This window comes from Pseudomonas sp. UYEF17 (genome assembly GCF_040546125.1).
Lineage (GTDB): Bacteria > Pseudomonadota > Gammaproteobacteria > Pseudomonadales > Pseudomonadaceae > Aquipseudomonas > Aquipseudomonas putida_Z.
Window position 1 is genome coordinate 1 of the sequence record NZ_JBEPNE010000016.1, and the last position, 25751, is coordinate 25751.

Below are 25751 nucleotides of genomic sequence, written 5' to 3' on the forward strand. Positions count from 1 at the left end.
CGACACAGCAGTGCTATGCAGCTGTCTCCAATAGAATATGAGAAACGCTATTTCCTGAGCTTGGAGAGTGTCTAGGAAACCAGGGGCGATTCAAAATGCCGTCAAGGAGTGGGTACGTCGCCTAGGGATTGGTAGCTGGAATAAGGTGGAGATTCGAAGCGAAGGCGCGATTCCAACTGCAGGGCCCAACTACTGGGATCTGTCTGCTCCGTCGTACCTGTATCCACTGCTGGGGTCGAACGGAACCGGCACCAAGCCCAAGCCGGGCTCATTCGTGTGTGACGTCTACCTGGGTGGGAGGGTGTCGGCAAGTTCGGCTAGGACATTCGTCAAAAAGTGCACGAATGTCCGTGGTTTCAAGAAGGTGGCGCCTGTCCTGCAGATGTTTCTTGCGAACGGCTTTGATAAAGAGGCGGTGAACATCATTCGGGCAAACGGCGCGATTGCTGCCACGCTCGACTCGCTGCTTGGCACTGACGTTGCTCGTGGCCTAAACGAGCTGGCTTCCGTGATGAAGGCGACTGCCATAAACCTGGGAACGCCCGACAAGATCGATGCTTTGTTCAGCGCCCTCGGCAAAATTGAAGGGGCGGAAGGTACGCTACGTGGGTGTTTGTTCGAGTACCTGTGCGCTCAGCTGGCAGAGGAGACCTACCGGAAACCCCATATCACCATCAACAAGCTAGTTCGCGGCTCGGAGAGCACCCGCGCTGAAGTTGATGTGTTCGTCGAGGTGGGAAACACCGAACTCGTTTTTGTTGAGTGCAAAGGACACTTGCCAACTGGCCAGGTAGATGACGCTGAGGTCGAAAAATGGTTGATGAAACGGATACCCGTCCTTCGTGAATTCGCCAAGCATGAAGAAGGCTACGCAAAGCTCAAGCAGACTTTCGAGCTCTGGACAAACGCCACGATTAGCGCGGAGTCGAAAGCCTTGATCAAGCAAGAAAACGAAAAGACGCAGCGGTACTCAATCGCATACCGAGAAGGTTCCGATCTCCAAGAGATGATCAAAGAGTCGGGAAACCAGTCGCTACTCAAGACCTACAAGCAACACTTCTCTAACCACCCGCTTGCCGTTGCTGCTCGAAAGAAAACCAGCCCCAAGACCCATTCCGATACAGAAAGCAGGGTCGAGTCTAACGCTCTGTGAAAATTGGACTCACCTTTGTGGTCATCGGCCCCATCCGTAGGCCATGAGCCATTAAGTAGTGGCGCCACCCCAGGCCCAATTCTCGCCCACGACAATGAAGATTTCGGAGGTGAACCCCCGATTGGCGAACGCCTTTTGAACAGAGCCGCGAACCGAATCACGGACGGCACCTACTCCCGATCCGTTGAAGAAGCCCATTGTCGAAGTCGTTGGAATCACCACGTTTTGGCCAGTATCTGCTTTAACAACCTTGGCTAGGCCAATCGCATTCAAATCCTCATACGCCTTCTCATAATCTCTCGAGGACGCATTCTTCAGATCAAACGTGCAATAAACGAGATAGCTCATGGAATTTTCTCCCCGGTGAGCTCGACTGCCGTAAGGTGGGCCCGCCATGAAGCGGGCAGCACCTGGTTTGGTCTTCTGCTAAGCCAGGACTACTGCGTATGGCACAAGGTAGAGCAGTATTTGCAGCCGTTGGATTGGGGATAGACATTCCGAGCCTGGCGCACAGCGGTGGCACACGTAATGTGGTAGCCCAGGTCAAGACGGTTGTGAGGAGCTGGCAGATAGGTGCAGACACTGGTGTGCACTTCATGGTCACCATTGGCCTGCTTGTTCCGGTTCACGAAATACTGGGCCATGTCAGTTGCCTCGCTCTTTGTTCGATTGAGAAAGCACAGACCCCGCAAGGGCTTTGGTCGTGGCGTTGTACTTGTCGCTTTCTAGAACCCGGCTGGCTTTGGTCTCCATCTCGGCACTGGTTTGCTTACCAGTGGATGCCTGCGACATAGCCGAGCCGGCCAGCTCCTTCTGGATCGCAGAAGAACTGCCGCTGCGAAGGACTTCGGAAGCCAGGGTGGCTACAGTGGAAGAGGTTTGCTTCGTATTATTCGGCACGATGATGTGCTCCTGTATCGATATTGGATCAAATAGGCAGGAGCAACCCTTGAGCGGAAAACCGGGCTGGATGGTTGACAGCCAGACTCGGTTTTTCTCTAATGCGCGTCCCACCAATGTCCGCATTGGCTCAGGGAAGGCGGTTATGCGTGCTCGGCGACCAAACTTTGCACGCATACCCGCTGCCATTCTGAATCCGCAGCGTGCCCGCCAAAAACACAAGATGTGGGGTTTATGGCGGAACGAGATACAAGATAATGGGGTCAATTTGGCAATGCAAGGTATCCCCCTTGTGGATAACTTGTGCGCAAATTGTTAGTTGGATCCCAAAATCCTCCTGTATGGATGCACAGCCCTTCAAGCATGCGGGTTTCAGCCTCGTCGGACTGTAACATTTGGCAATCTTTCCCGTTTTGTCCCCTGTCGGAGTACCGCGATCGAGGCCGACAAGGGACACTGTCCTAATTCGTCGTGCCCGTCTTGGGTAATCGGCGCAATCAGATTCGGGACATCCCATTTGGTTTTGTTACTTGGAAATTTCCCGCTGAACCGTCGCCCCCCAAGGACGTGAAACGGAACTTGGGCTTCGCGAAGGAACGTGCTGGGCAGTGGCGCGTGCCGGCGCGGCGCCTGGTGGAGTTGGCTCCTCAATTTGGCTAGCGTTACTTGGCTATCGGGCACGCGAATGCCAACGCATCAGCTTTCGCCGAACGGCTGGCCTTCAGGCCGTCACTGGATAGGTGCGATTGACGCTGCTCATGAAGCCTTGAGTCTCAGATAGGCAGGTCGCTGACCTCGAGCATGGAGGAGCACGCTCAGGGGCCGCTGCTCAGTGAGCTGGAGCAGATCCTTCCAGAAGCATTCGCTAAGCGTGTAAAACGTCTGGGTATTGTCAACGCAATGGATGATGAGAACTTTGCTGCTGCCGTTAAAGCCACTGGCCGCACAAAGTTCATCGTGGCCGGCGTCACCAACGACGTCTGCACCGTATATCCAGTGTTGACCTTGCTGGCTCAGGGGCAAGAAGTTCAGGTAGTCGCTGATGCCGGTGCTTCCCCAACCGTGATGGCTGACGATATCGCGATCCGCCGCATGGACAAGGCAGGCGCCACGCTGACCAGTACCAACCAAGTCATTGCCGAGCTGGCCGGCAGCTGGGCTACTCCAGAAGGTGGCGAATTGGTGCAGGTACTCATGGAATCCTTCGCCTAAACCACATCCAACAGCTGCCCAGTGCGGCGTCTCATGACGCTCACCGGGCAGCTTTTTTTATGCTCGGGGCGAAAGATGGATGCCGGCGATCATGCAGCGAACTGAGCCACCGGCCATCTCGATGGTGGGAACATCCAGCGGCACCAGCCTGGCCGAGCGATCAATACGCTCCCGTTGCTCTGCGGTGAGGCTGTTATGAGCCCTGCGCGAAAGAGCCAAGATGCGCCCGTCCCGCCCGGAGAGCTCAATGGCGTTGCCGGCAAACTCATTGATTTGCTGGTTGGTCAGGTCGATGACATCCCGACCCGACTCCATCAATCGCATGCGCACCTCCTCGGCTCGGGCCTTGTTCGTGAACGTGCCGAAGCCCACCAACGCAAACTCGGTCGCCACGCACATCAGCACGTTGGTGTGGTAAATCGGCGCCCCCTTCTCGTCCGCTGTATCGAACACCATCGGCTCGAAGTTGAAGTGGGTGCTGAAGCGCTCCAAGGCAATCGGGTCGGCCCGATTTGAACGTGCCGTGTAAGCGACCCTGGACATGTGATCGAACACCATGGCCCCAGTGCCTTCGAGGAACAGTTCATCCTGCTCCAGCCCCGAGTAGTCGATCACATCTTGAACCCGGTACTCCTGCTTGAGCATCTCAATGACGTCCACTCGTCTTTCCCTTCGACGATTCGGGGAGTACATGGAGTAAATCGCCACATGCCCGCCTGGATGGGTCGAGAACCAGTTGTTGGGGAAGACGGAGTCAGGGGTGTTGTTCTCGCCAAAGTCATCAAACAGGTGAACCCGGACACCCTCAGCTTCAAGCCGGCCAGCAGCCTGCGTGACTTCGTCCCGAGCAATCTCGGAGAGCGCTTGAGCGGCGATATCAGTATTGGTGCTCTGGAATGAGTTATCTGCTGCCGTTTCCGGGTTGGGGGTGAAAGCATGTGGCCTGACCATCACCACTGCCGCAGGTGCTTGAATAGAACGCGTAGGAAATGCCATCTCGAAATTCCGATGTGTGTCTGATCTTGGAGTTATGCAACGCGTCGGATGCGTTTCTTGGCAGCGCGGCCACGGGTATGGCTGAACAGATCCTTGGGATCATCCTCAACCCATGGCACCAGATCGATCTTCGTCCCAGCACCACGCTTCTCAGCCTGCTGCAGTACGTAGCGCAGTACCGAGTAGTCCTCGAGAGCGAAGCCCACGGAGTCGAACACCGTCACTTGCTCAGCGCTTTGGCGCCCTTCCTGCTCGCCCGTCAGCACTCGCCAGAGGTCAACGACAGGCGAGTCTGCTTCAAGCTGCTGGATGTCGCCTTCGATACGGGTCTGAGGCTCGTACTCCACGAAGACCCTGGCCTTGCGCAAGACATCAGCGTGAAGCTCGGTCTTACCGGGGCAGTCACCACCGACAGCGTTCAGGTGCATGCCCGGCTCAAGCATCTCCGGTGTGATGATGGTTGCGTAGGCCTTGTCGGCAGTCACGGTTGTGACGATGTCCGCACCCCGTACTGCTTCGGCGACACTCTGGGCACGCGTGATTTTGAGCTCTGGGTATTCCTGCAGGTTTCGGATCAGCTTCGCGGTGGCAAGAGGGTCGGTGTCAAAGGCCACGATCTCCTGGATGCCGAGATGCTTATGGAAAGCCAAGGCCTGGAACTCACTCTGGGCGCCATTCCCGATCAACGCCATCTTGCGAGAGTTCGGACGGGCGAGTGCTTTCGCCGCCATCAGCGAGGTCGCGGCGGTACGCAGAGCCGTCGCAATTGTCAGCTCGGACAGCAGGACTGGATAGCCAGTGTCGACATCGGCCAAAACTCCGAATGCCATGACTGTATGAAGATCTTTGAACGTATTGGATGGATGGCCATTTACATACTTGAACGCATACTGACTGTTGTCAGCCACAGGCATTAACTCGATCACCCCAACATCTGAATGACTCGCGACACGGGCGGATTTATCGAAGTCCGGCCAACGCTTGAAGTCGTCTCGGATAACCTCAGAAAGCTCCCCCAGAAATTGGACTACTCCAATGTCATGAACCAGATCGGACATAGTTGGAACGTCGATGAAATGCGTCATTGTTATGCACCTTATGAGTGCGCCCGCTTTCAGACAGTGCACAGCGAGCGCCAAGTATATTTTTTTGCCACCTCCCAAATTCTGATGAAATAGTGGTACAAATTGAAGCATACAGGTTGCCAGATTTATCAGCTTTCTGGACACTTTGCTCACCCAATCTAGCAGTATGGATAGCGCAGCATCATGGACAGCATTGATCGAGAGCTCATCGCCCTCCTCCGAGACAACGCTCGAACCCCCATCATGACCCTAGCCAAAAAGCTCAAGGTCGCTCGGGCTACCGTTCAAAACCGCCTCACCAAGCTGGAAGAGAGCGGCATCATCATGGGCTACACGATCCGCCTACAGTCAGACGCCATCGAGCGAGGGGTCAGGGCAATCACCAGTATCGGTATCAGTGGACACCACGCTGCAGAGGTCAAACACGCGCTACGCGGGCATCCCAACGTGGTTGCCATCCATACAACCAATGGCCGCTGGGATCTGATGGCGGAGCTCCGAGCCGAAACACTCGAAGCCTTTGACAAGGCGCTGAACACCATTCGATCCATCCCCCACATCGAAAACACTGAAACCAGCATCCTGCTGTCGACGTTCAAAATGTAGGGAGAAAGCAGGCTTTTGCACCATGGCTGTGCAGCTGAACAGAATGCTCAGCAGGCTATGCAGAATGCTAAATGAGGCCTCTAGGGCTGACATTTTGTAGCGTTCCTGTTGGCAACTATGGCTGGCAGAATGGGCACTTCCAGGCCATCAAGGCGGAAGCCGGCAAGAAAAATAACCATACACCGCTACTGAAATCTAATTATCTGACAACTTGGTCAGATTCTTCTTTCGGGATTACTGTTCTCGTCTGCGTAATAACCAGCCCCTCCACTTTATGAGGTGCCCACGCGCATATAAATCACCTTCCGTAAGGAGGGGTGGGATAGGTTTTTACAAAAAAAATAAGAGGTCAATTATGCATCAATCGTGCAACTCGCAAGACGCGATACATGGCGACGGTCGAACACTTAAGCGGCGACTGGAAAATAGACACATCCAGCTAATTGCCATCAGCGGCGCCATCGGCACAGGCCTATTCATGGGTTCCGGGAAGATGATCGCCCTCTCCGGATCGTCAATCATCCTGGTCTACGCGATCATTGGATTCTTCGTCTTCTGCATCATGCGAGCAATGGGCGAGATGCTCCTCGCCAACCTTGAAATGGGCTCGTTCGCAGAGCTCGTCCATCACCACCTGGGCCCACGCGCAGGGTTCATTCTCGCCTGGTCTTATTGGCTCAGCTGGGTGGTCACCGCAGTGGGTGACGTAGTGGTAGTCGCCGGATTTCTTCAATACTGGTATCCAGATCTTCCCACCTGGATTCCGGCATTCGGCGCGATGTTCCTGCTCGTGGCGCTCAACATGCTCGCCGTCAAAGCATTCGGCGAGGTGGAGTTCTGGTTCGGTCTGATCAAGATCATCGCCATCGTAGCCCTCGTGCTCACCGGCCTTTACATGGTGGCCACCTCTTACACCTCCCCTGGTGGTGTGACTGCGTCGTTCAGCCACCTGGTCGAGCCGGGCGTGATGATGCCGCACGGCGTGTTGGGCTTCCTGGCCGGCTTCCAGATCGCCATCTTCTCGTTCGTAGGCACCGAGCTCATCGGCACTGCTGCAGCTGAGGCCCACAACCCCGAGAAAACGCTCCCCAAGGCCATTAACACCATCCCGCTGCGGATCTTGCTGTTCTACGTCGCTGCGCTCGCCTGCATCATCAGCGTGATCTCATGGGCCCACGTGCCTGCGAACCGAAGCCCCTTCGTCGAGCTGTTCCTGCTGGGCGGCTTGCCAGCGGCTGCCGGGATGATCAACTTCGTGGTGATGACGTCTGCGGCCTCCTCGGCCAACAGCGGCGTGTACTCCGGCTCTCGCATGCTCTACGGCCTGTCGCACAACAAGCAGGCTCCCCAGTCCTTCGGACGCCTGTCAGGTTCTGGAACCCCCATCCGGGCGCTGATGTTCTCCGGCCTGTGCATGACTATCGCGCTGACGTTGCTGTTCGTGATCCCTGACGTCATGGCGGTCTTCACCCTGGTCTCTACCATCTCGGCGGTCATGGTGATCGTGACCTGGTCATTGATCTTGCTGTCGTACCTCGCCTACCGCCGCAGCAGCCCTGAAGCCCATCAGCGATCAACCTTCAAGCTCCCCGGCGGCAAGCTCACTGCGGTGACGTCACTGGTGTTCCTGATGTTCGTCTTGTGTCTATTGTCACTTGAAGCAGACACCCGCACCGCCCTGTATGTGATGCCTGTCTGGTACATCGGCTTGCTGCTGGCCTATCAGCGCAGCGCGAAGGCATCCGGCCATGTAGCCGTATCGGCGTTGTGAGGGGGTGCCCGTGAGCTCGACCACAGGCATCAAACTTGACGCGCTGACCAAGGAGCGCATCAGGGAAGCAGCAGGCTCGCTTGACCGAACGCCTCACTGGTTCATGAAGAAGGCCGTGATGTACTGGCTGGAGCGAGTTGAGGCAGGTGCCAGCGTTGCTGACATGCTGAACGAGGTCGAGCTCAAGGACGATGATCGGCTGAACAGCGTGCTGACCCGGCAGCGATTGCTGAACGCCGACTAGCGAAAGGTAACGACCGCAGCCAGTGCTGCGGTCGTCTCACTTGGGCCCCTCAAACGAGCGAGGCCTGAGCGAGACAGTGCTGAAAGCTCTCCAAGAACACCGTCTCCGCCATGGTCATCCTCTGCTCCCTGTTCCAGAGCAGGTGCAAGTCCACATCGACAATCCCTTCGTAGGGCGGCAGCCGCCAGAGCAAGCCTTTCTCCAGATCCTCATGGAGAAGGTGCTCAGGCATGCAACCCACCCCGTAGCCGGCACACACCAGCCTCTGGACTTCCTCGACACTGGGAGAGGAAGCAACGATGCGCCCGGTGAAACCATGCTGATCGCGGAACATGGCGAGCGGCGAAAGGTTGCCGCCCAACTGGTCGCTTGCAAAGCTCACAAAGTTTTCCCCACGCAGAGACTCGAGGCTGACATCGGTGTGCCCGAACAGCCGATGTCGTACTCCGCAAAAGAACGCATAGCGCTGGTTGAGCAACAGGCGCTGTTCGAGCTTGGGCTGGGGGATGCGACACAGGCCAACACCTGCAGTTGCCGTTTTCTGCAGCAGCGAGCTGATGATGTCGGCACTGCGCATGACATCAATCTCCAGCTCGACTCGTGGGTGGGCCTCGTGGAAATCCCCCAGAAAATCGTCATAGACCCGCGACTGCACGCGACTGACGCTCAGGATCCGCACCTTCCCGACGACCTCATCGCTCTCTTTCTCAACAGCCGCACTGATGCGTGACACGTCGCCATAGATATCGATGGCGATACGCAGCACCTCCTCCCCGGCAGCCGTCAGGTCGAAGCGCGGGCCACCTCGAAGAATGAGGGCACAGCCAAGCTGCTCTTCAAGACGCCTGAGCGCCTGGCTAACCGCCGACTGGGTCACGTGCAACCTTGCTGCGGCCCTGCTGATGCTGCCCTCCTGGCCAATCGCAAGGTAAGTACGCAGCAGGTTCCAGTCCAGGCGGTCGTTCAGAAATCGACGCCCTTCCCATTTGTTGACCAAAGCATCAGATCTTGAAGTTGGCGGATTCATCTACGGGCCCATTAGTAGCGCTGCTAATACGACGGATAAGAATTAGCAAATTGACTAATCATAGCCCCAAGGCGATAAATCTCGAAAGCGCCGAACAGAGCGCGACCGGTTTAGCCAAACCTGCCCACCTGCCTATAACTCTAAGAAGGGCCTTGCATGCATACGTCAAACCAGCCGCGTCGTGCGGCGGCTGCCGCATTTGTCGGCACCACCATCGAGTTCTACGACTTCTACATCTACGCCACGGCGGCTGCACTCGTACTGGGTCAGGTGTTCTTCCCGAGCAGCAACCCCTTGCTCAGCACCTTGGCGGCATTCGGCACCTTCGCCGTAGGCTTTATTGCCCGACCGATGGCAGGCATGGTCTTCGGCCATCTGGGCGACCGTCTGGGCCGCAAAAAAATGCTGCTGGTCACCATGGTGCTGATGGGCCTGGCCACCACAGGCATTGGCCTGCTGCCCAGCTACGCCACTGCTGGTATCTGGGCCCCCATCGGACTGATTGCCCTGCGGATTGTCCAGGGGATCTCCGTAGGTGGTGAGTGGGGTGGTGCCGTTCTGATGGCCAGCGAGCATGCGCCGGCCAAACGCAAAGTGTTCTACGCCTCGTTCGCTCAGCTCGGCAGCCCGGCTGGCCTGCTGCTCGCGCTGATCGCATTCCGCCTGGTGTCATCCTTGGAGCCCGAAGAGTTCCTGAGCTGGGGTTGGCGTCTGCCGTTCCTGGCCAGTGGCGTCCTGATGCTGGTGGGTCTGGTTATCCGCTTCGGCGTCGAGGAAAGCCCTGAATTCCAAGCCGCCAAGGCCAAGCAAGAGGTCGTCAAATACCCGGTGCTGGAAGTGGTACGTGACTGCTGGAGGCAGATCCTGTTTGCCGCTCTCGCGGTGACCATCGGCTCCGCCGGTTTCTTCTTCACCAACACCTTCATGATCACCTACGTCACCACCTACCAGGGTATCCCTCGAGCAACCATCCTCGACTGCCTGTTCCTGGTGACCATCCTGCAGTTCTTGACCCAGCCACTGGCCGCGCTGCTGGCTGAACGCATTGGCGAAGGCCGCTTCCTCAAGCTGGTAGCCCTGCTGTGCATGGCTGTGCCCTACCCCATGTTCATGCTGGTCGGCACCCAGAACCTGGTGTTGATGACAGCCGGCATCGCGATGGCAGTGGTCACGCTCTCGGCACTGTATGCGGTGATCGCCGGCTACATGACCCAGGCCTTCCCCGCTCACCTGCGCTACTCCGGTATCTCGCTCGCCTACCAGTTGATTTGCGCCATCGCCGGGGGCAGCACGCCGATCATCGGCACGTTGCTGGCCGACCGCTTCGCCGGCCAGTGGCTGCCACTCGCCGTGTTCTTCACCGCGCTCTCCACGCTTTCCTTGATCGGCGTCTGTGGCCTCTCTCGCCTGCGTGGCGAGCAGCAGCAACCCACCCCCGCCATCGCTCGTTAAATCAGGAGTTTTCATGAGCAAGCCGCACAACATTAGCGATGTCGAATGGCAGGCACGCTGCGAACTGGCCGCGCTGTACCGGATGGTTGCGCACTTCCGCATGACCGATTTGATCGACACCCACATTACCCTGCGTATTCCTGGGCCTGAGCATCACTTCCTGATCAACCAATACGGCGTGATCTTCGACCGGATGCGCGCCAGTGATCTGGTACGCATCGACCAACATGGCAATGTGGTCGACCAGGCCAATGGCGAGCGCCGGGTGAACGCGGCTGGCTTCGTGATCCACTCGGCGATCCACATGGCACGCCCGGACATGCACTGCGTGATCCACACCCACACCGCAGCCGGCATCGCCGTCTCGGCTCAGGAACACGGGTTGCTGCCGATCAGCCAGCATGCGCTGAAGTTCTACGGCAAGCTGGCCTACCACCAGTACGAAGGCATCGCCCTGTCTCTGGATGAACGCGAGCGCCTCATCGCCGACCTCGGCACGCACAAAGCAATGATCCTGCGAAACCACGGCCTGCTGGCCGGCGGCTCCAGTGTTGCCGAGGCCTTCCACGAGATTCACTTCCTGGAGCGCGCCTGCCAGGCGCAAGTACAGGCATTGGCCGGCGGCAGCAAGCTCATCTACCCCAACGAAGAAGTCTGCCGCCACACCGCCGCGCAGTTCCAACGCGACGAGTCAGCGCAAATCATCAGCCTGAGCTGGAACGCCGCCCTGACCTTGATCGAACACCAACGCGAGTCGTACTGCTCATGAAACCGCTGGTACTGCTTTCAACCGACCAGGCACTTCTGGGCCAACTGAAGTCTGCCTTCGCTCGCAGCGCTCCCCAGCTACGTGTGGTGCTTGCCAACGATCCCGCAGCCCAGGAGGCACAGGTAGCCGCATGCTGGTTCCCTCCCGTAGGCAGCCTCAGCGCATTACCTAACCTGAAGCTGATCCACTCGGTGGCTGCAGGTGTTGATCACCTGGCCAACGACCCGAGCCAGCCAGCATTGCCAGTGTGCAGAGTCGTAGACCCAGCTCACCGCCAAGGCATGGCGGAGTATGTTCGCTGGGCGGTCATCCACTACCACCGGGACTTCGACCGAGCACTTGCCCAACAGCAGCAACAGGTATGGCAACGTCATCCTCAACGCCTCGCTGGTGAATACCGCATCGGCGTCATGGGGCTCGGCTCCCTTGGAGGGGCTATTGCCGGCGAGTTGGCCGAGGCTGGATATGCTGTCCGAGGTTGGTCGAGGAGTGCCAGGCAGCTGAGCGGCGTGCGCACATTCTCGGGCCCAGCGGAGTTCGATCAGTTCCTGGATGGTCTCGACCTGTTGATCAACCTGCTGCCATTGACCGATGCCACTCGCGGCATCCTCTGCCAGAAGACCTTTGAAGCCTTGGCGCCAAACGCGGCAGTGATCAACTGCGGACGAGGGCAGCACCTGCAGGTGGATGACCTGATCAACTCCGTCAACAGTGGCCGACTGCGCGGTGCGCTTCTCGATGTGTTCGAGAAAGAGCCGCTGCCATTGGACAGCCGCCTCTGGAACACGCCGGGAATCGTCGTCACACCCCACATGGCCTCATGCGCTTCCCACGACTGTATCGCCCAGCAAGTTGCCGAGAACGCTCGGCGTCTGGCCTGTGCTGAACCACTCCTGAACCAAGTAGACCCCGCGCTCGGATACTGATCCCACCGCCTGTTTGAGGATTCACATCATGCATACATGCAATGGCACACGGCTGTGGGACAGCCTCATGGACATGGCCAAGGTTGGCCCAACCGCCAAAGGCGGCAACTGCCGCTTGGCACTGTCGAAAGAAGACCGAGACGGACGCGAGCTGTTCGCAAGCTGGTGCCGCGAGGCCGGAATGAGCATCCATGTTGATGCCATCGGCAACCTATTCGCCCGCCTGCCAGGCCGCAATGACGCCCTGCCCCCTGTGGTCATGGGCAGCCATTTGGACACCCAACCGAAGGGCGGTCGCTTCGATGGCATCTACGGCGTACTTGCCGGCCTGGAAGTGGTACGTAGCCTTCAGGACAAAGGCCTGCAGCTCGAGCGCCCATTGGAAATCGCGGTCTGGACGAACGAAGAAGGCGCTCGTTTCACTCCTGCCATGCTCGGATCGGCGGTGTTCACGGGCGAGCTGCCCCTCGAGCAAGCGCTGTCCAGCCGCGATGCTGAAGGCGTCAGCGTTGCCGAAGCGTTGGAGCAAACCGGCTACGCAGGTGAGCTACCTCTGGGCCGTGAGTTCGACGCGTACTTCGAAGCACACATCGAGCAAGGCCCAATCCTGGAGGACGCCGGCCTGCCCGTAGGGTTGGTCTCGGGTGGGCAAGCGATCTGCTGGCTGGACATCGAGATCAGTGGCCAGGCCGCTCACGCAGGCACCACGCCAATGCCTCTGCGCCGCGACTCTTTGTTCGGTGTAGGGGAAATGATCACCGCATTGGAACAACTGTCACGCGACTTTGCGCCCAAAGGCCTTGTTACCGTTGGCCAATTGCAGATCGCTCGCTCTTCCCGCAACACCATCCCTGGCCACGTGGCGTTTACCCTCGATCTTCGCCACCACGAAGATGCCGCCATCGCTGACATGGAAGCCAGCGCCCGTGCACTCATCGACCAAATCGCCACCAAGCGTGGCTTGGAAGTCCAGATCAACCGTCACTGGCTGAGCCCGGCCACGCCTTTCGACCCGGCCTGCATCGATGCAGTACGCAAAGCCATCGAAGGCCTGGGCTACCCGTACCAGCCAATCGTCAGCGGCGCCGGCCATGACGCCATTCACCTGGCCCGTCACTGCCCAACCACCATGGTGTTCATCCCCTGCGTCGGCGGCCTGAGCCATAACGAAGCCGAAGACGCCTTGCCCAACGACGTGACCATGGGCTGCGACGTACTGCTCAACGCCGTGCTGACCCGCGCCGACAGACGCTGACTAAACCAGATCCACCCAGGCGCCCAGCCAATTCAAGAAAGCTGGGCCCACGGGAACGCTTTGCCCAAAAACAAGAAATAGCCGCTCCGCCTTCAGCTGCCAATAACAACCAGAACCCATCTTTCGGGAGAAAATGGCAATGACCAGCCCTGCGTACACCGAGGTTGCCAGCGCGCAACCACAACGCACCGCCGACATGAAAAAAGTCGCGGTCGCCAGTGTGATCGGCACCACCGTTGAGTGGTATGACCTGTTCCTCTTCGCCACGGCCTCGGCCCTGGTATTCAACAAGATCTTCTTCCCAGGCTTTGATCCCCTGGTAGGCACCCTCCTCGCTTTCGGCACCTTTGCTTCAGCCTATGGCGCCCGGATGATCGGCGCCGCGCTTTTCGGTCACTTCGGTGACCGCCTGGGCCGAAAGTCGATGCTGCTCATCTCTTTGCTGACCATGGGTGCGGCCACCTTCGCCATCGGCCTGTTGCCGAGCTATGAGTCGGTCGGCATCTGGGCACCGATCATGCTGCTTACACTGCGCATCATCCAGGGCCTGGCTCTGGGCGGAGAATGGGGCGGCGCCGTGCTGATGGCGGTGGAACATGCGCCAAAGCATCAACGCGGACTCTACGGCTCGTGGGTTCAGATCGGCGTACCGGCGGGCACGATGCTGGCCAACCTCGTGTTCCTGATGTTCGCCACCACGCTGACCAACGAGCAGCTGCTGGATTGGGGCTGGCGTGTGCCGTTCCTGCTCAGCGTTCTGCTGATCGGATTGGGCTTGTACATCCGCCTCAACATCCATGAGACACCGTCGTTCAAAGCGGTGGAGAACAAAGGCAGCCAAGTCAAAGTGCCGCTGTTCGAGGTGTTCCGCAAATACTGGAAGCAGGTAGTCCTGGGTGGTGTGGCAACCATGTCCACTGGCACCTCCTACAACCTCATCGTGGCCTTCGGCCTGACCTACGGTACTCAGACCTTGGGCTTCACACGTGGAGAAATGCTCACGGTAGTGCTGGTTTCCTGCGCTGCCTGTATCGCTATGCTGCCGTTCTTCGGCGCCCTCTCCGACAAGGTTGGCCGCAAGCCGATCATCATCGGCGGGATCATCGCCGAGGCACTCGTGGCCTTCCCGATGTTCTGGCTGATGGATTCCAAAGTTCTCGGCCTGGCGTTCGCCGGTTACATGCTGATGATGACGGCATTCGCGGCCAACTACGGCCCCATTGCCACATTCCTCGCGGAGTTGTTCGGCACTCGAGTTCGTTACTCGGGCCTGTCGATCAGCTACATGCTTTCCGGCCTGCTCGGAAGCGCCGCAACCCCTCTGGTTACCACCGCATTGCTGTCGTGGACTGGCAAAGGCTCATCGATTGCCTGGTACATGATCGGCTCAGCCGTTGTTTCTCTGATCGCGCTGCTGCTACTCACTGAGACCTTCAAACGGGATATCGACCAAGCACGGCAGTAATTCCGTGCTGTACCCCCGAGTTTCTCTCGCCAACCAGGCGAGTGTTTCCTACTTCCGTTTGAAGAGTTTCCAGATGAAAAAATACCTGATGAGTGCAGGCGTTTTCGCCTTGTCCCCTTTCGCTCAAGCCGATCTGGTGGGCGACAGCCATGCGAACCTTGGCCTGCGCAATTTTTACTTCAACAACGACTTCCGCGATCAGGCCGGCAGTCTCGGCCAGAGCAAAACCGAAGAATGGGCCCAGGCCTTCGTCCTCGACTTCAAATCCGGCTACACCGAAGGGCCAATTGGGGTCGGCGTGGATGCCCTGGGATTGATGGGCGTGACGCTTGATAGCGGCGATGGTCGCCACCGGGGCAGCAGCATGATCCCCGACGACGGCAGTGGCGCGGCCCAACAGTGGAGCCGCCTGGGCCTGACACCCAAGCTGAAAGTCGCCAACACCGAACTGCGATACGGCACGCTGATGCCCAAGCTGCCGGTGCTGACCTACAACGATGGTCGCCTGCTGCCCCAAACGTTCGAGGGGGCCCAGATCACCTCAACCGACCTAGATGGCCTGACCCTTACCGGCGGGCGCCTCAACCGTGCTACGGGCCGTGCCTCCAGTGACCGTACTGGATTGGCCGTAGCCGGCGGCACCCGTGAGAGCGACCAGTTCCTCTTCGCGGGTGGCGACTACCGGATCGGCAAACAACTCACGGCGCAATACTACGTTGCCAACCTCGAGGACTATTACACCCAGCACTTCGTCGGTCTCACCCACACGCTCCCGCTCTCCGAAGGCCAATCGCTGCGCACTGACCTGCGCTACTTCCGCACCTTCTCCGATGGAGCCAACGACTCCGCTGCGGGTCGCGCAAGTGGATACCGAGTGGGCGGCTACACCGAGGACGGTGACGGCAAGATCGATAACCACACCTGGAGCGCAGCGCTGACCTATTCCGTCCAGGGCCACGCGCTCATGGCCGGCTATCAGGAGGTGTCGGATGGAAGCAACTTCGTCCAACCGAACCAGGGCTCCCTCAGCGGCAAGGGCGCAGGTGGTGCCAGTGTCTACCTCTACACCGACCGGATGCTCGCGAGCTTCAACCGAGCGGGCGAGCGTACCGCGTTTGCCCAGTACAGCTATGACTTCGCCGCTGCCGGCGTACCTGGCCTGAAATTCTCCCTGATGTACCTGAAGGGTGAAGACATCCGCACCACCAGCGGCAATGACGCGTCCGAGTGGGAACGGGATGTGGGCCTGGACTATGTCGTGCAGGACGGTGCCCTCAAAGGTCTCGGCCTGGCTTGGCGCCATGGATTGCTGCACTCCGAAATCGACCCCAACCAAGAGCAGAACCGACTCATCGTCAGCTACACCCTGGCGCTCTTCTGATCTCTGACCACGTGCTGCCGGCGAGCCGGTGGCACATCTTCGCTTCAAGGAGCTCTCAATGAAACGCATCCACAGCGCCCCTGGCACCATCAGCCCAGTAGGCCCGTATTCCCAAGCCGTGGTCAGCGGCCACCTGGTGTTCACCGCCGGCCAAATCCCATCGCTGGGCAGCCTGGAAGAACAGCCCGACAATTTCAAAGACCAGGTCAGGCAGACCTTCGCCAACCTTGCCGCGATCCTCGAAGCGGCGGGCTCCAGCCTTTCCCACATCGTCAAGGTGAACGCCTACCTGACACACCCCGATCAACTGGTGCCCTTCAACGAGGTGTACAAGGAAATCCTTGGCCATGCACCACCCGCTCGTACAACCGTCTGCGTGCAGCTGTGGGGCGTGAGCTTGGAAATCGACTGTGTGGCCGAGCTGATCGACATGGAGCGCGGGCAATGAACGACGACCTGATCGCAAAACTACGGGAGGTGAGCTTCGCCACGCTGGGCCACTTCCTCGAACGCGGGTTCGTCAGCCATGAAGTCCGCGCAATGGTGCCGGGCGGTCGCATTGTTGGGCGCGCCGTGACACTTCGCCTGGCCGAGCCCGATGCCATCGCCGTCAACCGTGCCCTTATCGCCCTTCAGCCAGGCGATGTCCTGGTGATCGACATGGCGGGTGACCATGCCCACGCTTGTGTCGGGGCGGTCACGCAGTTTGCGGCTCGCTGCGCGGGTGCCGCCGGCATCATCGTCGACGGGGTAGTCACCGACATCAACGAACTGCGTACCTGCCAGTTGCCGGTGTTCGCTCGTGGCACCACTCAGTTGACGACCAAGCTGATCGGCGGCCAGACAAGTCAGGTGAACGTGCCCGTGAGTTGCGCTGGAGTGGAGGTGCATCCCGGTGATTTTGTCCTTGCCGATGACAACGGCGTGCTAATCCTACCGGCGGAAGAACTCGCGACGGTTATCGACAGAGCACTGCAGTCAGACCTCAGTGAACCCGGCATCCTGGCGCGCCTGCGCAATGGTGAACCGCTCCAGGATGTGCTGGCCACGTCCACCGGAAACAGCTAACCCAGGCCGGTGAGCCTTATGGCGGGTGAGTGAGTGCTGAATCTGCCACTCACCCATAATCGGAGGGCAAAAAAAAGCCCGCGATGGGAAAGCGGGCCGGATGAATCGTAGAGATGTGGGGAAGCCTAACCCGCCCTTTGTGAAAATTACGTGAGGCACTCTGCGTGTCCAGAACAATGCCAAGGTCTGGTTCTGGTGCATAAAAAAAACCGCCAATCTGGCGGTTTTAGGGGTGACGCTCGGGGTCTCCGGCTCGCCTCAGCGGGGTTTAGGTTGCTGATGACGAGTTCTTTTCCTTCACAGGGATTAGTGCCGGACACATACCGCTACAGGTTAACGCTGGATGGAATTAGCGGCAATGGCAGGTCGGATGGACGCCATGCCTCCTCCAGCATTACTGACGCCAGGACTCGACGGTTTCAGCGCCGTGTTCGGCTTTCCATGCCTTCAGAATTGCGTGATTCCCGCCCTTGGTCTGGATCACTTCGCCGTTATGCGGATTCTTGTAGGTCTTCACTTCACGTGGCTTACGAGTCGCTTTCTCCTGAGAAACTGGAGCAGCAGCACGACCGCGAGCTTGAGGGTCAAGAATGCTGATCACCTCGCGAAGGCTGAAACCGTACTCACCAAGCAGGGCACGGAGTTTGTTTTCAAACTCCATTTCAGCCTGGATAGCACCGTCATTTTTCATGGCTTCCAATTCTGCGAGCTGCTGAGCAAGCTGGAGTTCAAGACGACGAAATTCGGCAAGACGAGACATGTAGGCGTGTTCCGTAGGAGGCTAATGATCCTGCAAGATTACAGAATCAGCTGGCAAAAGTCTTCGCAATCTCAGGTCATCCAGGCACAGCAACTCGACGGCACCGTAGAGCGGCCCGCCCTTTAGAACCGGGGGCTGTAACGCACTTCCTGGAATGTAACACCGTCGATGTTACATTCCAAAAACCACGTTACATTCCTAAGAATCACTGTTTGCCTCCAAACGGGCAAGCGGAGCGCGCAGGCGTGAGGATGGAAGCCCGCAGGGCCAAGACCCCGCTGCAGCGGGGCTTGGTTTACGACAGCCGGCCCCAGAGGGGCACGCCCAAGTATCAACGATGCATTTTACTGAATCGCTGTACTAACTTATCCGGAGCAATCGACTGCCAGGTCTCAAGCGAAGTTGCCTTACGGAACAAGTTGATACCTACGCCAACGAAACCAAAGAAAACCAAACCAGCAATCGTAAGAGAATAATGGGTTAGATCGGATACAAATTGGGCAAAGCCATTGTACGACCCACCACTTTTATCAAACGCACCGATTGCAAAAAACAACGCAATCCACGACAACAGGAACACAACACCAGCAATTACCGCACCGTTCGCCCAAATCCCTAGCTGGCTTGTGTACTTCAAGCTAGACTGCTCTAGAACCTTTCCATCTTCGGCCTTTACAGCCATTACAAAGCCTTTATTTTTCTGCTTATCCCGAGACTTCTGAACGAGGCCATAAAACTCATACCGACCACCATTCTCCAGCTCCTCATAAATTCGAGTCGGCATCCGAAAATTTGGAATGAGTACGTCATCGATTTTCATGATGACCTGAACATTATCTGAGAAGCTCTCAAAAACTCGTATGTCTTGCAGACACCCTGAAAACTTCAGATATTCAAACTTTATAAACACTTGCAGCTCCTTGCTCAATTTCTGAATGACAGGCAGGGGAAAGCCTTGAGCACAAGTCAACGTGCTCAGGCTCGATCTAAATCAGTGCAGCTGTGTATTGGGGAAACGGTCTCCAACCAGGCGACAAAAATCCCTCAGGCTGCGGCGCCCACCATCACGGCGAAACGTAGCCACGACGTACTTGGAGTTCATGGTCGTGATCACCCAGAACCTGCCTTCCTTCCTGATATTCACTATGTCGGATGTCTGGATCAGGTGCCCATCGGCAAAACGACCATGAGGCCCTTGCCGCACATGCCCAAAGACCACGCCAACGGCGCTCAGCCGATGAATGTGGACATTCACCAGAAACGCGGTGATCTCGCCCTCATACCCCTGGCCCACAGCCCTAGCGATCCGCAGCAGATCGAAATCGCTGTAGCGCTTCACGTGGTAGTCCACCTTCAACGTGTTGACCTCTGACATCCCTAAGCCCTCCGAGGCTCTGAAGCATGGGCCTGAGCCATACCCCGTCGATACAGCTCTTTGACCCCGTTCAGCGAGTCGACACCGAGACCCTGCTCATGCGTATCGATGTACACAGCACCACCCTCTACTTCCAGAACACAGACGGCCACACCAGCTTGGTTGTGTCCCATCGAAAGCGACGTGAGCTTCTCCATCTTCCAGCTGCCATGCTTATTCATCCAGGATGGGGTGACAGCTTGGACTTCCTGCACAACCAGGCTCTCGTCCTGCGCTACTAGCAGCTCGACGAGGCGCATCTCATCGTTGAGCATCTCCTCGTAGGCAACGAACCGATCCTCATGCCGGCGCTTGAGGCTGACGTGATACCAGTGAGTGGCCAGAGACCGGGAGACGGCATGAAAGTGAGCCAGACCATCTCCAAACATGCCTACTGGGCCAGCTTGGTCTTGCGTGCTAATGCGGAACATCGTGAATCTCATCAGGGCAAGCCCGCCAGGCGGAACCTGCGATTAACATAGAGCGAAAATTGCCTTCAGCGTCGCAGTGATCTCGCGTCCTTGCCCCATGAGCACGTAGACCGTGTTGCGCGTTTCAAACATGCATACGCCATCGAACGTCTTGCACAACGTCGAGCGCACCCACCCTCCTGGCGGAAATCTACCCTGCTCGTCATAGATGACGCAGTGGGCGTACATGAAGATCGGCTCAAGGCCTAAAGATCGCACCCTGGCCAACGACTCAGGTGGCTCGTCCACGTGGAAGAGGATCCAGTCCTCAACCAGGCAGTAGGCCTTCCTGGGAAACCGCTCAGCGACCATCGCCTCGATCTCTGCCCTCGGCAACAACGTGCCGGCAGACGAGTCCTCACCTTCCGGGAGCTCTTCACGCTCCGGAGAATTACCCATGAATTGAGGCTCCTCACGGCTGCCCAAAAATATCCACAGACGCCCACGCACGGGCGCTCTGCACCCTGGGCCAGAGGCCTAATTCCCACTACCATGACTATATACATTTGAATGGGAACGATCAAACCCGGCATACCGTCTCCTTTTAGGGGAGGGCTGCCTGGATGTCCTTGCGGAAGGCATACGCAGCAACGTTGCAGTGGCTTAGAATTCGGAGGGGGCTATCGCAGTCCGACCTTCAAAAACAGGCTGATCAGGCTCACATCAGCCGCCTGGAGGCATCGACGACCTCGGCCACGGTCGACCTCACCTCCGATCTGGCAGAAGCCCTGGGCGTTACGCCGCTGTCGTTCTTTACGCTGCTCGCCGCAGCGAATGAAGGTAAAACGCCACGCACGGCCTTGATCGAGACCCTCGCCGAATTGCAGATCCAGGGTCTCCTGGATGAGAAGCTGCCCGCCGAACCGCAGAAGCTCCCTCCCCCACGCCAGGCAGCTGCGGCAGAGAAGCTCAGGGCGATACGACAGTTGAAGGAAGCCGGCCTCAGTCAGGCCGAGGTCTGCAAGAAGCTGGGGCTGCCGAGTAGCACGGTTGGGCGCATGTGGCATGCTGATAACTGATCCTCAGGTGGTACTTTACAGCCGAACCCTCCTAATATTCAGGCAGGACGCCCCGCTTTAGGGCTGCGCGGTTTTGGTCAGGGAAAAAGCATGAATAAAGCGTTGAAAGATCTGGCTCTGGCCAGCGAACGGCTACGCATCGAACGAACTCGCGTTTGGGACGGCCTGAAAGCTTTTGAGAAGATCCTGATCGAGCAGGCCGGTGAGCTTGGCTTTGCTGCTCAAAGTGACAGAATTATCCTAGAAGAATTCTTTGATCAGGAAGACGAGCCGGTAGGGCACATCGAAGGCAGGCTGCACTTCAACCGCAAGCGCTTAGTTTTATACGCGCATCAAGTGCCAGAGGTTCACGACAGAAACCCCGAAAAGCACTTTCTTGGAGATTTATCCACGGATTGGCTCAAGCGCATAAGTGCACCGGAGATTCTTCACTCCATAGCGGCCAATCTGGCGTTCTACATGCAGAGTGACCTTGAGGATACTCAGAGAGTCGCAGACGAACTCTCAAGGTATCTAAGCGAACAAAAAGCCAGAACTGACGAAGACATCCAGTCCGAGCTGACTGATGACCTCGCGTTATTGGATCTATGGACGCAGTGCCATAACACGGTCAGAACAAAGCCAGAAAATTCAATTGGACATGGTGCCGTACTGCTCGAGTCCACATTCAAAAGGTGCCTTACAAAACTTGGGTACACGGGACACGAAGACTTTTCGATGGCCGATTCAATTGGCGCTTTGAATACAATATTTTATGAAAAAGACCTCATCAAATCTTATTCAGGACAATTACTCGCAGGCGCCGTCAAAATGTGCAGCTCTATCGGCACCACACGAAATAAGGTTGCGGGTGTTCACGGGAAAGTCGAAGGCTACGTGGCACCCTCCGAGGATCTGGCCCAACTCATGAGTCACCTGAGTGGCGCCGTCTCCGTCTTCGTGCGCAAGCAGGTGGAGCTCGCTCTGGAGTCAGAGGAAAACACAACAGGCGTGCCTGACCTGGCCGACCCCGACTGAGCTTTTGGTCATGACTTGCGGACGAAGTGCTTCAGCCGCTCCCGCGATTCCAGCACCTGCTCACGAATTTCCTCAGGATCGATGGCCATTCCACCCTCCGGCGTCACCCTGAGCGTCTTGAGGTTGTTCACCGCTTCGATGAACTCACGCTCACGTTGCTTTTCCCACTCAGGGCGGCGGTCGGGGAACAGCCAGGCGCAAAGGCGGTCGAGGATGATCATGTGCTGCTCCGGTGATGCAGGTGGTCGCGAAGATGCAACGCTAGCCTACCACCCGAACGCCCAAGCCCGAATCGACATTCCCTGGCACCATGGCGCTGTCGGTCGGGACATGTTCAGGAAGAGGCGAGCGCACTCCACAAGGGGGAGCGTCATAGGCTAAAATGCTGCGTTTGTGCCCGCCTGGAGCTCTGAGTGCTCAGAGATAAAGAAATCCGAACCGCTTTAGTTGACCACTTAATGAAGCGGTCGCCTAAACCTGCTCGCGTGCTCGAAGAGCTCACCATCGATAATGGTAACGCCATTGCCGACGTAGTTGCCTGCTACCGAGAGATGCATTGCTACGAAATCAAAGGCGAAACAGATAACGTTCGAAGGATTCTGTCGCAGTCGGAGTTCTACTCCAGATCTTTCCCGAAACTGACCTTGGTGACCACCGAGAACCATGTCCGCTGGGCAATGGAAAAGATCCCTGCCTATTGGGGCATCATGCTCGCCACACCTGGTAAAGATCGGACAATGTTGCGTTATGTCCGCAAGGCCGGCACCAATCCAATGTTCTCCAAGAAAGATGCCCTTCTCATGCTCTGGAAAGCAGAGTTGACGGCCATTGCGATCGCACATCCTGAAGTAATCTTCAAAAAGTCTTTCAACCGTGACGATATTGCTGAGCAAATCAGCTATCAGTTGAGCCGTGACGACGCCTTGGCAGGAATCCAAGGCGCCCTCATCGAAAGGCGCTCAAATGTTGTTAACCACGAAAGTGATGTGAGCGGCGGTTGAGCTTTTAATCCAGGTTCCTGGATGACCTGTCTTTTTCGATCTTACCGGAGCCTTGTAGCTCCGGTCATGAATGTACTGCTCGCCGAATGAATAATGTGGCGTACTTAGTCTAAAGAATGGCTCATCCACAAGCACATCAGAAATATCGAAATATTGTGTAAACTTGTGCGTTTTGAATCGTCGCCCACGCGCAATGAAGAAGCTATCGCCATAGGTGTAGAAAACCTTCGGCGCCGCTCGACTACTAATGTACTCGGGCTCCATCTCAAAGTCCGAATACTCCGGGCTGACCACTCCGTAGTCCCCAAACAAGACCCCCTTGAAGGCAGGAGTAGCGTTCATATCACGCCACAGCCTGTACTCCTCCCGAGGGATATGGGCTTTGGAGTTTGTCGCGACTAGCCCTGCGATAGATGCAGGCACTACTGACCCCGAGACAACCACCTTGGCATCTGGGAAGTCACCCTGGAAGCTGGCTACAAACCTTTCCACTTTCTTCTTGGAGTCGGCTGGGTCTTCGATGATACGCAGGTCGATCAGAAGGATGACATTGTCAGGTTTGGCGACCGCCAAGTCCGCCCAAAGCGCCTGAAGATTGCTCTTCGTGAGGTTGTAGCTCTCGATGTCGATCATCTGGAGGCGGATGCCGACATCAGTGCCAGGTCGCGACTTCACGAAATCAAGCGCCGCAACGTTATGGTCTGGGTGCCGATCAAAGGCCAGAACAGGCATAACTCGATAATTCGACAGAATTGTCAGCACGGCCCGGTACTGCGGGACACCACCCAGATCAACACTGTCATCGACGTCGAAGTTGTCGACGAAAAACTTGTAATCTATGGCCTTCCCACGAGCATTGCCCAATTCTTTGTCTGCAATCCTCAAGCGGTCAATGACCTCAGCTTCATCCATCACTTTCTGCGTTCGGGGAATATCGTACATCGGAGCGATTTGATCGCGAATGCCTCCGTCCAACACCCCTACACTTTGGATCTCATTCTGCTTAAGCTTCAGAAAAGGAACATATTTAATCATTGGCAAACCCGAAAGCGCTTTTAACGTCCATAGAGTGATGCAATTCAGGGTAAAGCTTGTAGTTCTTGGCTTGGTGACGAATCATCCCCGCCATGATGGACGGATGCACTTCAGCCTTGGCACAAATATCCATCAGTTGTTTCTTGTTGGCCCTGACATTCCAAGCCGTCCGCCAGTATTGGCGAGAGACCAGGCTATCTTTGGCAATGATGTTTGCCTCGACTTCGCGATCAGAGTCGTTGTCTTCTTCGAGGTCGTCCAGGATCGGATTATCGAGAAAGTCGTAATGCATGTGGATATGGGCAAGCTCATGCATGAGCGTGAACCAGAAGTTATCGTAGCGGTTGTATCGAAGCGCTATTCCAACTACTGGCGTACCCTGCGACAACTTGAAGGTACACCCATCCATTTTCATCGACTTGAAGCCCTGCTCCACCACCAGAAGCACGCCATAGGACTCAGCCAGAACATCCACCAGGGTGGTGATGTTTTCAGGCTTGAGGCTCAGGAGCGCGATCTGCCGGAGGTGTTGAGCGCTCAGCCCCTGGAAATCAGGCATCCTCCGGCTCAGCACAGCGAACTTGGACTTCTCGTTGATCAGCGACAACCAGGCCTGGATCTTGGTCTCTTCCGCCGAGTCATTCTTGCGGTAGAGCACCGCCTTGTTGTTGGTCGCGTTGAGGGCAAGCCGAATGATGAAGTCGTCATACGCCTCACCAGGCCGCGCATGCGTCTTGGCATCCGCCGGCTTCAGCGCTTTCTTCAAGCTGGACAGCGCCGCCGTGAACTCAACCGCAGCATCCCGCGAGGACGGATAAACCTCGAAGTCGCCCGGAAGCCCTTCTGGAGAGTCAGACATGCTGAGCCTCCCCTGCCAGCTTCCCAGCTATATCAGGAGGCGCTTCGAAGTAGCGCAGGTTCTCTTTGTCGGCATCAGCGTCGTACTCAATCATGCCGAGGTAGCGGTAGTATCCCTCTGCAGTCGGCAGCGAGTGCAAGCAGAAGCCTGGACGGTAGCCCAGCTGGTTGATGGCGAAGTGGGAGGCATGAGCGATCAGGATCCGGCTGACGCTGCCGAACTGCTTCACGTAGTTCGGTCGATCCCGGTTCCAGTAGGCGGACGCGACGTAGTCGATGTAGAAAATGCGCTCCCCATCCAGGCGGCTCTCCTTGGGATGGTAGATGACGCAGGTCGCCTGGATCCGCCCCTGAGCACTCAGGAAGAACCAGTGGTAGTCATCGCTACGGAAGGCGAAGGCCTTATCGAGCCAGCTCCAATGGAAATCCGTTAGGCCATACGCCGGCAATTGATCGAAAAACACGTTGGGGTCGTCAGCGGCTGCAGGGACATCCGCCATCAGCTGCCTCAGGATCTGGCGCTTCTCGGCGTCCCACTGCTCGTTCAACTGGAACACGTACATGGGTGCCAGACCCTGCTGGATCTGGTACGGCACGTCCTGCCCGGTGTGACGGCACTTCAGCGTTGGCTCACTCATCAACGCGCCCATCGCTCAAGGCGCAGCACTCGGCTCGTCCGAATGTCATGTGGAAATCCCTCTCCGTACTGATGGCTAGATGATGCCACCAATGGCCGCTGGCCTCAACGCTCGGCTTATGGCGCCAAAATCCCATTGGCACCCATTCTAGACGCTAGATTCGAGGGCAATTGAGCCTGCAAGACATCGCCCATTCGGCAGAGCCGGCTATGTCGAAAAACACGCATCC

Annotated in this window: 29 protein-coding genes and 1 pseudogene; 16 read left to right on the forward strand and 14 right to left on the reverse strand. The window is 57.3% G+C overall.

Features of this window, described 5'->3' with window-relative positions:
• Nucleotides 1-145 precede the first annotated feature (145 nt).
• Nucleotides 146-1153: a hypothetical protein gene (locus ABIB24_RS20500; RefSeq protein WP_354317103.1), complete on the forward strand. Its 1008-nt coding sequence runs from the start codon at nt 146-148 to the stop codon at nt 1151-1153.
• A 51-nt stretch (nt 1154-1204) separates the two neighbouring features.
• Here the strand turns inward: ABIB24_RS20500 and ABIB24_RS20505 are convergent, their stop codons facing one another.
• The gene (locus tag ABIB24_RS20505) at nt 1205-1501 is read right to left on the reverse strand and encodes a hypothetical protein (RefSeq protein WP_121757820.1); all 297 of its coding nucleotides are present in this window, start codon (nt 1499-1501) and stop codon (nt 1205-1207) included.
• Between the two features lie 297 nt (nt 1502-1798).
• Nucleotides 1799-2053, reverse strand: coding sequence for a hypothetical protein (locus ABIB24_RS20510; RefSeq protein ID WP_121757883.1), 255 nt, complete (start codon nt 2051-2053; stop codon nt 1799-1801).
• Nucleotides 2054-2842: 789 nt separating this feature from the next.
• Here ABIB24_RS20510 and ABIB24_RS20515 point away from each other — a divergent pair.
• A pseudogene (locus ABIB24_RS20515) lies at nt 2843-3265 on the forward strand (isochorismatase family protein); the annotation flags it as partial.
• 57 nt (nt 3266-3322) lie between these two features.
• On the opposite strand, the gene ctlX reads toward ABIB24_RS20515, so the two are convergent.
• The gene (gene ctlX, locus ABIB24_RS20520) at nt 3323-4261 is read right to left on the reverse strand and encodes a citrulline utilization hydrolase CtlX (protein WP_058603585.1); all 939 of its coding nucleotides are present in this window, start codon (nt 4259-4261) and stop codon (nt 3323-3325) included.
• Between the two features lie 32 nt (nt 4262-4293).
• Nucleotides 4294-5346 (reverse strand): ornithine cyclodeaminase, encoded by a 1053-nt coding sequence (ocd, locus tag ABIB24_RS20525; protein ID WP_121757822.1) that lies wholly within the window; start codon nt 5344-5346, stop codon nt 4294-4296.
• A gap of 183 nt (nt 5347-5529) precedes the next feature.
• Between ocd and ABIB24_RS20530 the strand changes: the two genes are divergently transcribed.
• From ABIB24_RS20530 to ABIB24_RS20540, 3 genes are all read left to right on the forward strand, one after another.
• Nucleotides 5530-5952, forward strand: coding sequence for an Lrp/AsnC family transcriptional regulator (locus ABIB24_RS20530; protein WP_058603583.1), 423 nt, complete (start codon nt 5530-5532; stop codon nt 5950-5952).
• A gap of 355 nt (nt 5953-6307) precedes the next feature.
• Nucleotides 6308-7723, forward strand: coding sequence for an amino acid permease (locus ABIB24_RS20535; RefSeq protein WP_121757823.1), 1416 nt, complete (start codon nt 6308-6310; stop codon nt 7721-7723).
• Between the two features lie 10 nt (nt 7724-7733).
• Nucleotides 7734-7967 carry a hypothetical protein gene (locus tag ABIB24_RS20540; RefSeq protein WP_029380236.1) on the forward strand — a complete coding sequence of 78 codons (234 nt, stop codon included), beginning with the start codon at nt 7734-7736 and terminating at the stop codon, nt 7965-7967.
• 49 nt (nt 7968-8016) lie between these two features.
• Here the strand turns inward: ABIB24_RS20540 and ABIB24_RS20545 are convergent, their stop codons facing one another.
• Nucleotides 8017-8994 (reverse strand): LysR family transcriptional regulator, encoded by a 978-nt coding sequence (locus tag ABIB24_RS20545; protein WP_121757824.1) that lies wholly within the window; start codon nt 8992-8994, stop codon nt 8017-8019.
• Nucleotides 8995-9150: 156 nt separating this feature from the next.
• Between ABIB24_RS20545 and ABIB24_RS20550 the strand changes: the two genes are divergently transcribed.
• From ABIB24_RS20550 to ABIB24_RS20585, 8 genes are all read left to right on the forward strand, one after another.
• Nucleotides 9151-10446 (forward strand): MFS transporter, encoded by a 1296-nt coding sequence (locus ABIB24_RS20550; RefSeq protein ID WP_104444431.1) that lies wholly within the window; start codon nt 9151-9153, stop codon nt 10444-10446.
• Between the two features lie 13 nt (nt 10447-10459).
• Entirely contained in the window at nt 10460-11215 is a 756-nt protein-coding gene (locus tag ABIB24_RS20555) for a class II aldolase/adducin family protein (RefSeq protein WP_059394597.1), read from the forward strand.
• Nucleotides 11212-12141: a 2-hydroxyacid dehydrogenase gene (locus tag ABIB24_RS20560; RefSeq protein ID WP_354317105.1), complete on the forward strand. Its 930-nt coding sequence runs from the start codon at nt 11212-11214 to the stop codon at nt 12139-12141. Before ABIB24_RS20555 ends, ABIB24_RS20560 begins: the two co-directional genes overlap by 4 nt.
• 28 nt (nt 12142-12169) lie before the next feature.
• Nucleotides 12170-13396: a Zn-dependent hydrolase gene (locus ABIB24_RS20565; protein ID WP_121757826.1), complete on the forward strand. Its 1227-nt coding sequence runs from the start codon at nt 12170-12172 to the stop codon at nt 13394-13396.
• 139 nt (nt 13397-13535) lie between these two features.
• Nucleotides 13536-14861, forward strand: a complete 1326-nt coding sequence (locus tag ABIB24_RS20570; RefSeq protein ID WP_016712287.1) for an MFS transporter — start codon at nt 13536-13538, stop codon at nt 14859-14861.
• Between the two features lie 73 nt (nt 14862-14934).
• Nucleotides 14935-16242: an OprD family porin gene (locus ABIB24_RS20575; RefSeq protein ID WP_190869933.1), complete on the forward strand. Its 1308-nt coding sequence runs from the start codon at nt 14935-14937 to the stop codon at nt 16240-16242.
• Between the two features lie 58 nt (nt 16243-16300).
• Complete coding sequence (locus ABIB24_RS20580) at nt 16301-16690, forward strand: RidA family protein (RefSeq protein ID WP_121757828.1); 390 nt, start codon at nt 16301-16303, stop codon at nt 16688-16690.
• Complete coding sequence (locus ABIB24_RS20585) at nt 16687-17310, forward strand: RraA family protein (RefSeq protein WP_121757829.1); 624 nt, start codon at nt 16687-16689, stop codon at nt 17308-17310. The genes ABIB24_RS20580 and ABIB24_RS20585 overlap by 4 nt, the downstream gene beginning before the upstream one ends.
• A gap of 394 nt (nt 17311-17704) precedes the next feature.
• Here ABIB24_RS20585 and ABIB24_RS20590 read toward each other — a convergent pair whose 3' ends face one another.
• The 5 genes from ABIB24_RS20590 to ABIB24_RS20610 all read right to left on the reverse strand — a co-directional run bounded on the left by ABIB24_RS20590 (nt 17705) and on the right by ABIB24_RS20610 (nt 20353).
• Complete coding sequence (locus ABIB24_RS20590; protein ID WP_080889163.1) at nt 17705-18070, reverse strand: histone-like nucleoid-structuring protein, MvaT/MvaU family; 366 nt, start codon at nt 18068-18070, stop codon at nt 17705-17707.
• Between the two features lie 331 nt (nt 18071-18401).
• Nucleotides 18402-18980 carry a DUF1206 domain-containing protein gene (locus tag ABIB24_RS20595; protein WP_121757830.1) on the reverse strand — a complete coding sequence of 193 codons (579 nt, stop codon included), beginning with the start codon at nt 18978-18980 and terminating at the stop codon, nt 18402-18404.
• An 81-nt stretch (nt 18981-19061) separates the two neighbouring features.
• Nucleotides 19062-19445, reverse strand: a complete 384-nt coding sequence (locus ABIB24_RS20600; protein ID WP_121757831.1) for a hypothetical protein — start codon at nt 19443-19445, stop codon at nt 19062-19064.
• Nucleotides 19446-19447: 2 nt separating this feature from the next.
• Entirely contained in the window at nt 19448-19915 is a 468-nt protein-coding gene (locus tag ABIB24_RS20605; RefSeq protein WP_121757832.1) for a hypothetical protein, read from the reverse strand.
• 42 nt (nt 19916-19957) lie between these two features.
• The gene (locus tag ABIB24_RS20610) at nt 19958-20353 is read right to left on the reverse strand and encodes a DUF6957 family protein (protein ID WP_121757833.1); all 396 of its coding nucleotides are present in this window, start codon (nt 20351-20353) and stop codon (nt 19958-19960) included.
• Between the two features lie 164 nt (nt 20354-20517).
• Between ABIB24_RS20610 and ABIB24_RS20615 the strand changes: the two genes are divergently transcribed.
• Both ABIB24_RS20615 and ABIB24_RS20620 read left to right on the forward strand, forming a co-directional pair.
• Nucleotides 20518-20973, forward strand: coding sequence for a helix-turn-helix transcriptional regulator (locus ABIB24_RS20615; protein WP_121757834.1), 456 nt, complete (start codon nt 20518-20520; stop codon nt 20971-20973).
• A gap of 90 nt (nt 20974-21063) precedes the next feature.
• Complete coding sequence (locus tag ABIB24_RS20620) at nt 21064-21990, forward strand: abortive infection family protein (RefSeq protein ID WP_354317107.1); 927 nt, start codon at nt 21064-21066, stop codon at nt 21988-21990.
• Between the two features lie 8 nt (nt 21991-21998).
• Here the strand turns inward: ABIB24_RS20620 and ABIB24_RS20625 are convergent, their stop codons facing one another.
• Nucleotides 21999-22211, reverse strand: a complete 213-nt coding sequence (locus ABIB24_RS20625) for a hypothetical protein (protein ID WP_121757836.1) — start codon at nt 22209-22211, stop codon at nt 21999-22001.
• A gap of 192 nt (nt 22212-22403) precedes the next feature.
• On the opposite strand from ABIB24_RS20625, the gene ABIB24_RS20630 reads away from it, so the two are divergent.
• Complete coding sequence (locus tag ABIB24_RS20630) at nt 22404-22991, forward strand: sce7726 family protein (RefSeq protein ID WP_121757837.1); 588 nt, start codon at nt 22404-22406, stop codon at nt 22989-22991.
• Here the strand turns inward: ABIB24_RS20630 and ABIB24_RS20635 are convergent.
• From ABIB24_RS20635 to ABIB24_RS20645, 3 genes are read right to left on the reverse strand one after another with little or no spacing between them, the layout of a single operon-like run.
• Nucleotides 22950-24026 carry a beta family protein gene (locus tag ABIB24_RS20635; protein WP_354317110.1) on the reverse strand — a complete coding sequence of 359 codons (1077 nt, stop codon included), beginning with the start codon at nt 24024-24026 and terminating at the stop codon, nt 22950-22952. The two genes, ABIB24_RS20630 and ABIB24_RS20635, sit on opposite strands and share 42 nt — an antisense overlap.
• A complete protein-coding gene (locus tag ABIB24_RS20640; RefSeq protein WP_354317112.1) occupies nt 24019-24885 on the reverse strand; it encodes an ImmA/IrrE family metallo-endopeptidase in 867 nt (288 codons plus the stop codon). The genes ABIB24_RS20635 and ABIB24_RS20640 overlap by 8 nt, the downstream gene beginning before the upstream one ends.
• Nucleotides 24878-25522 (reverse strand): hypothetical protein, encoded by a 645-nt coding sequence (locus ABIB24_RS20645; protein ID WP_233454236.1) that lies wholly within the window; start codon nt 25520-25522, stop codon nt 24878-24880. The genes ABIB24_RS20640 and ABIB24_RS20645 overlap by 8 nt, the downstream gene beginning before the upstream one ends.
• Between the last annotated feature and the right edge of the window lie 229 nt (nt 25523-25751).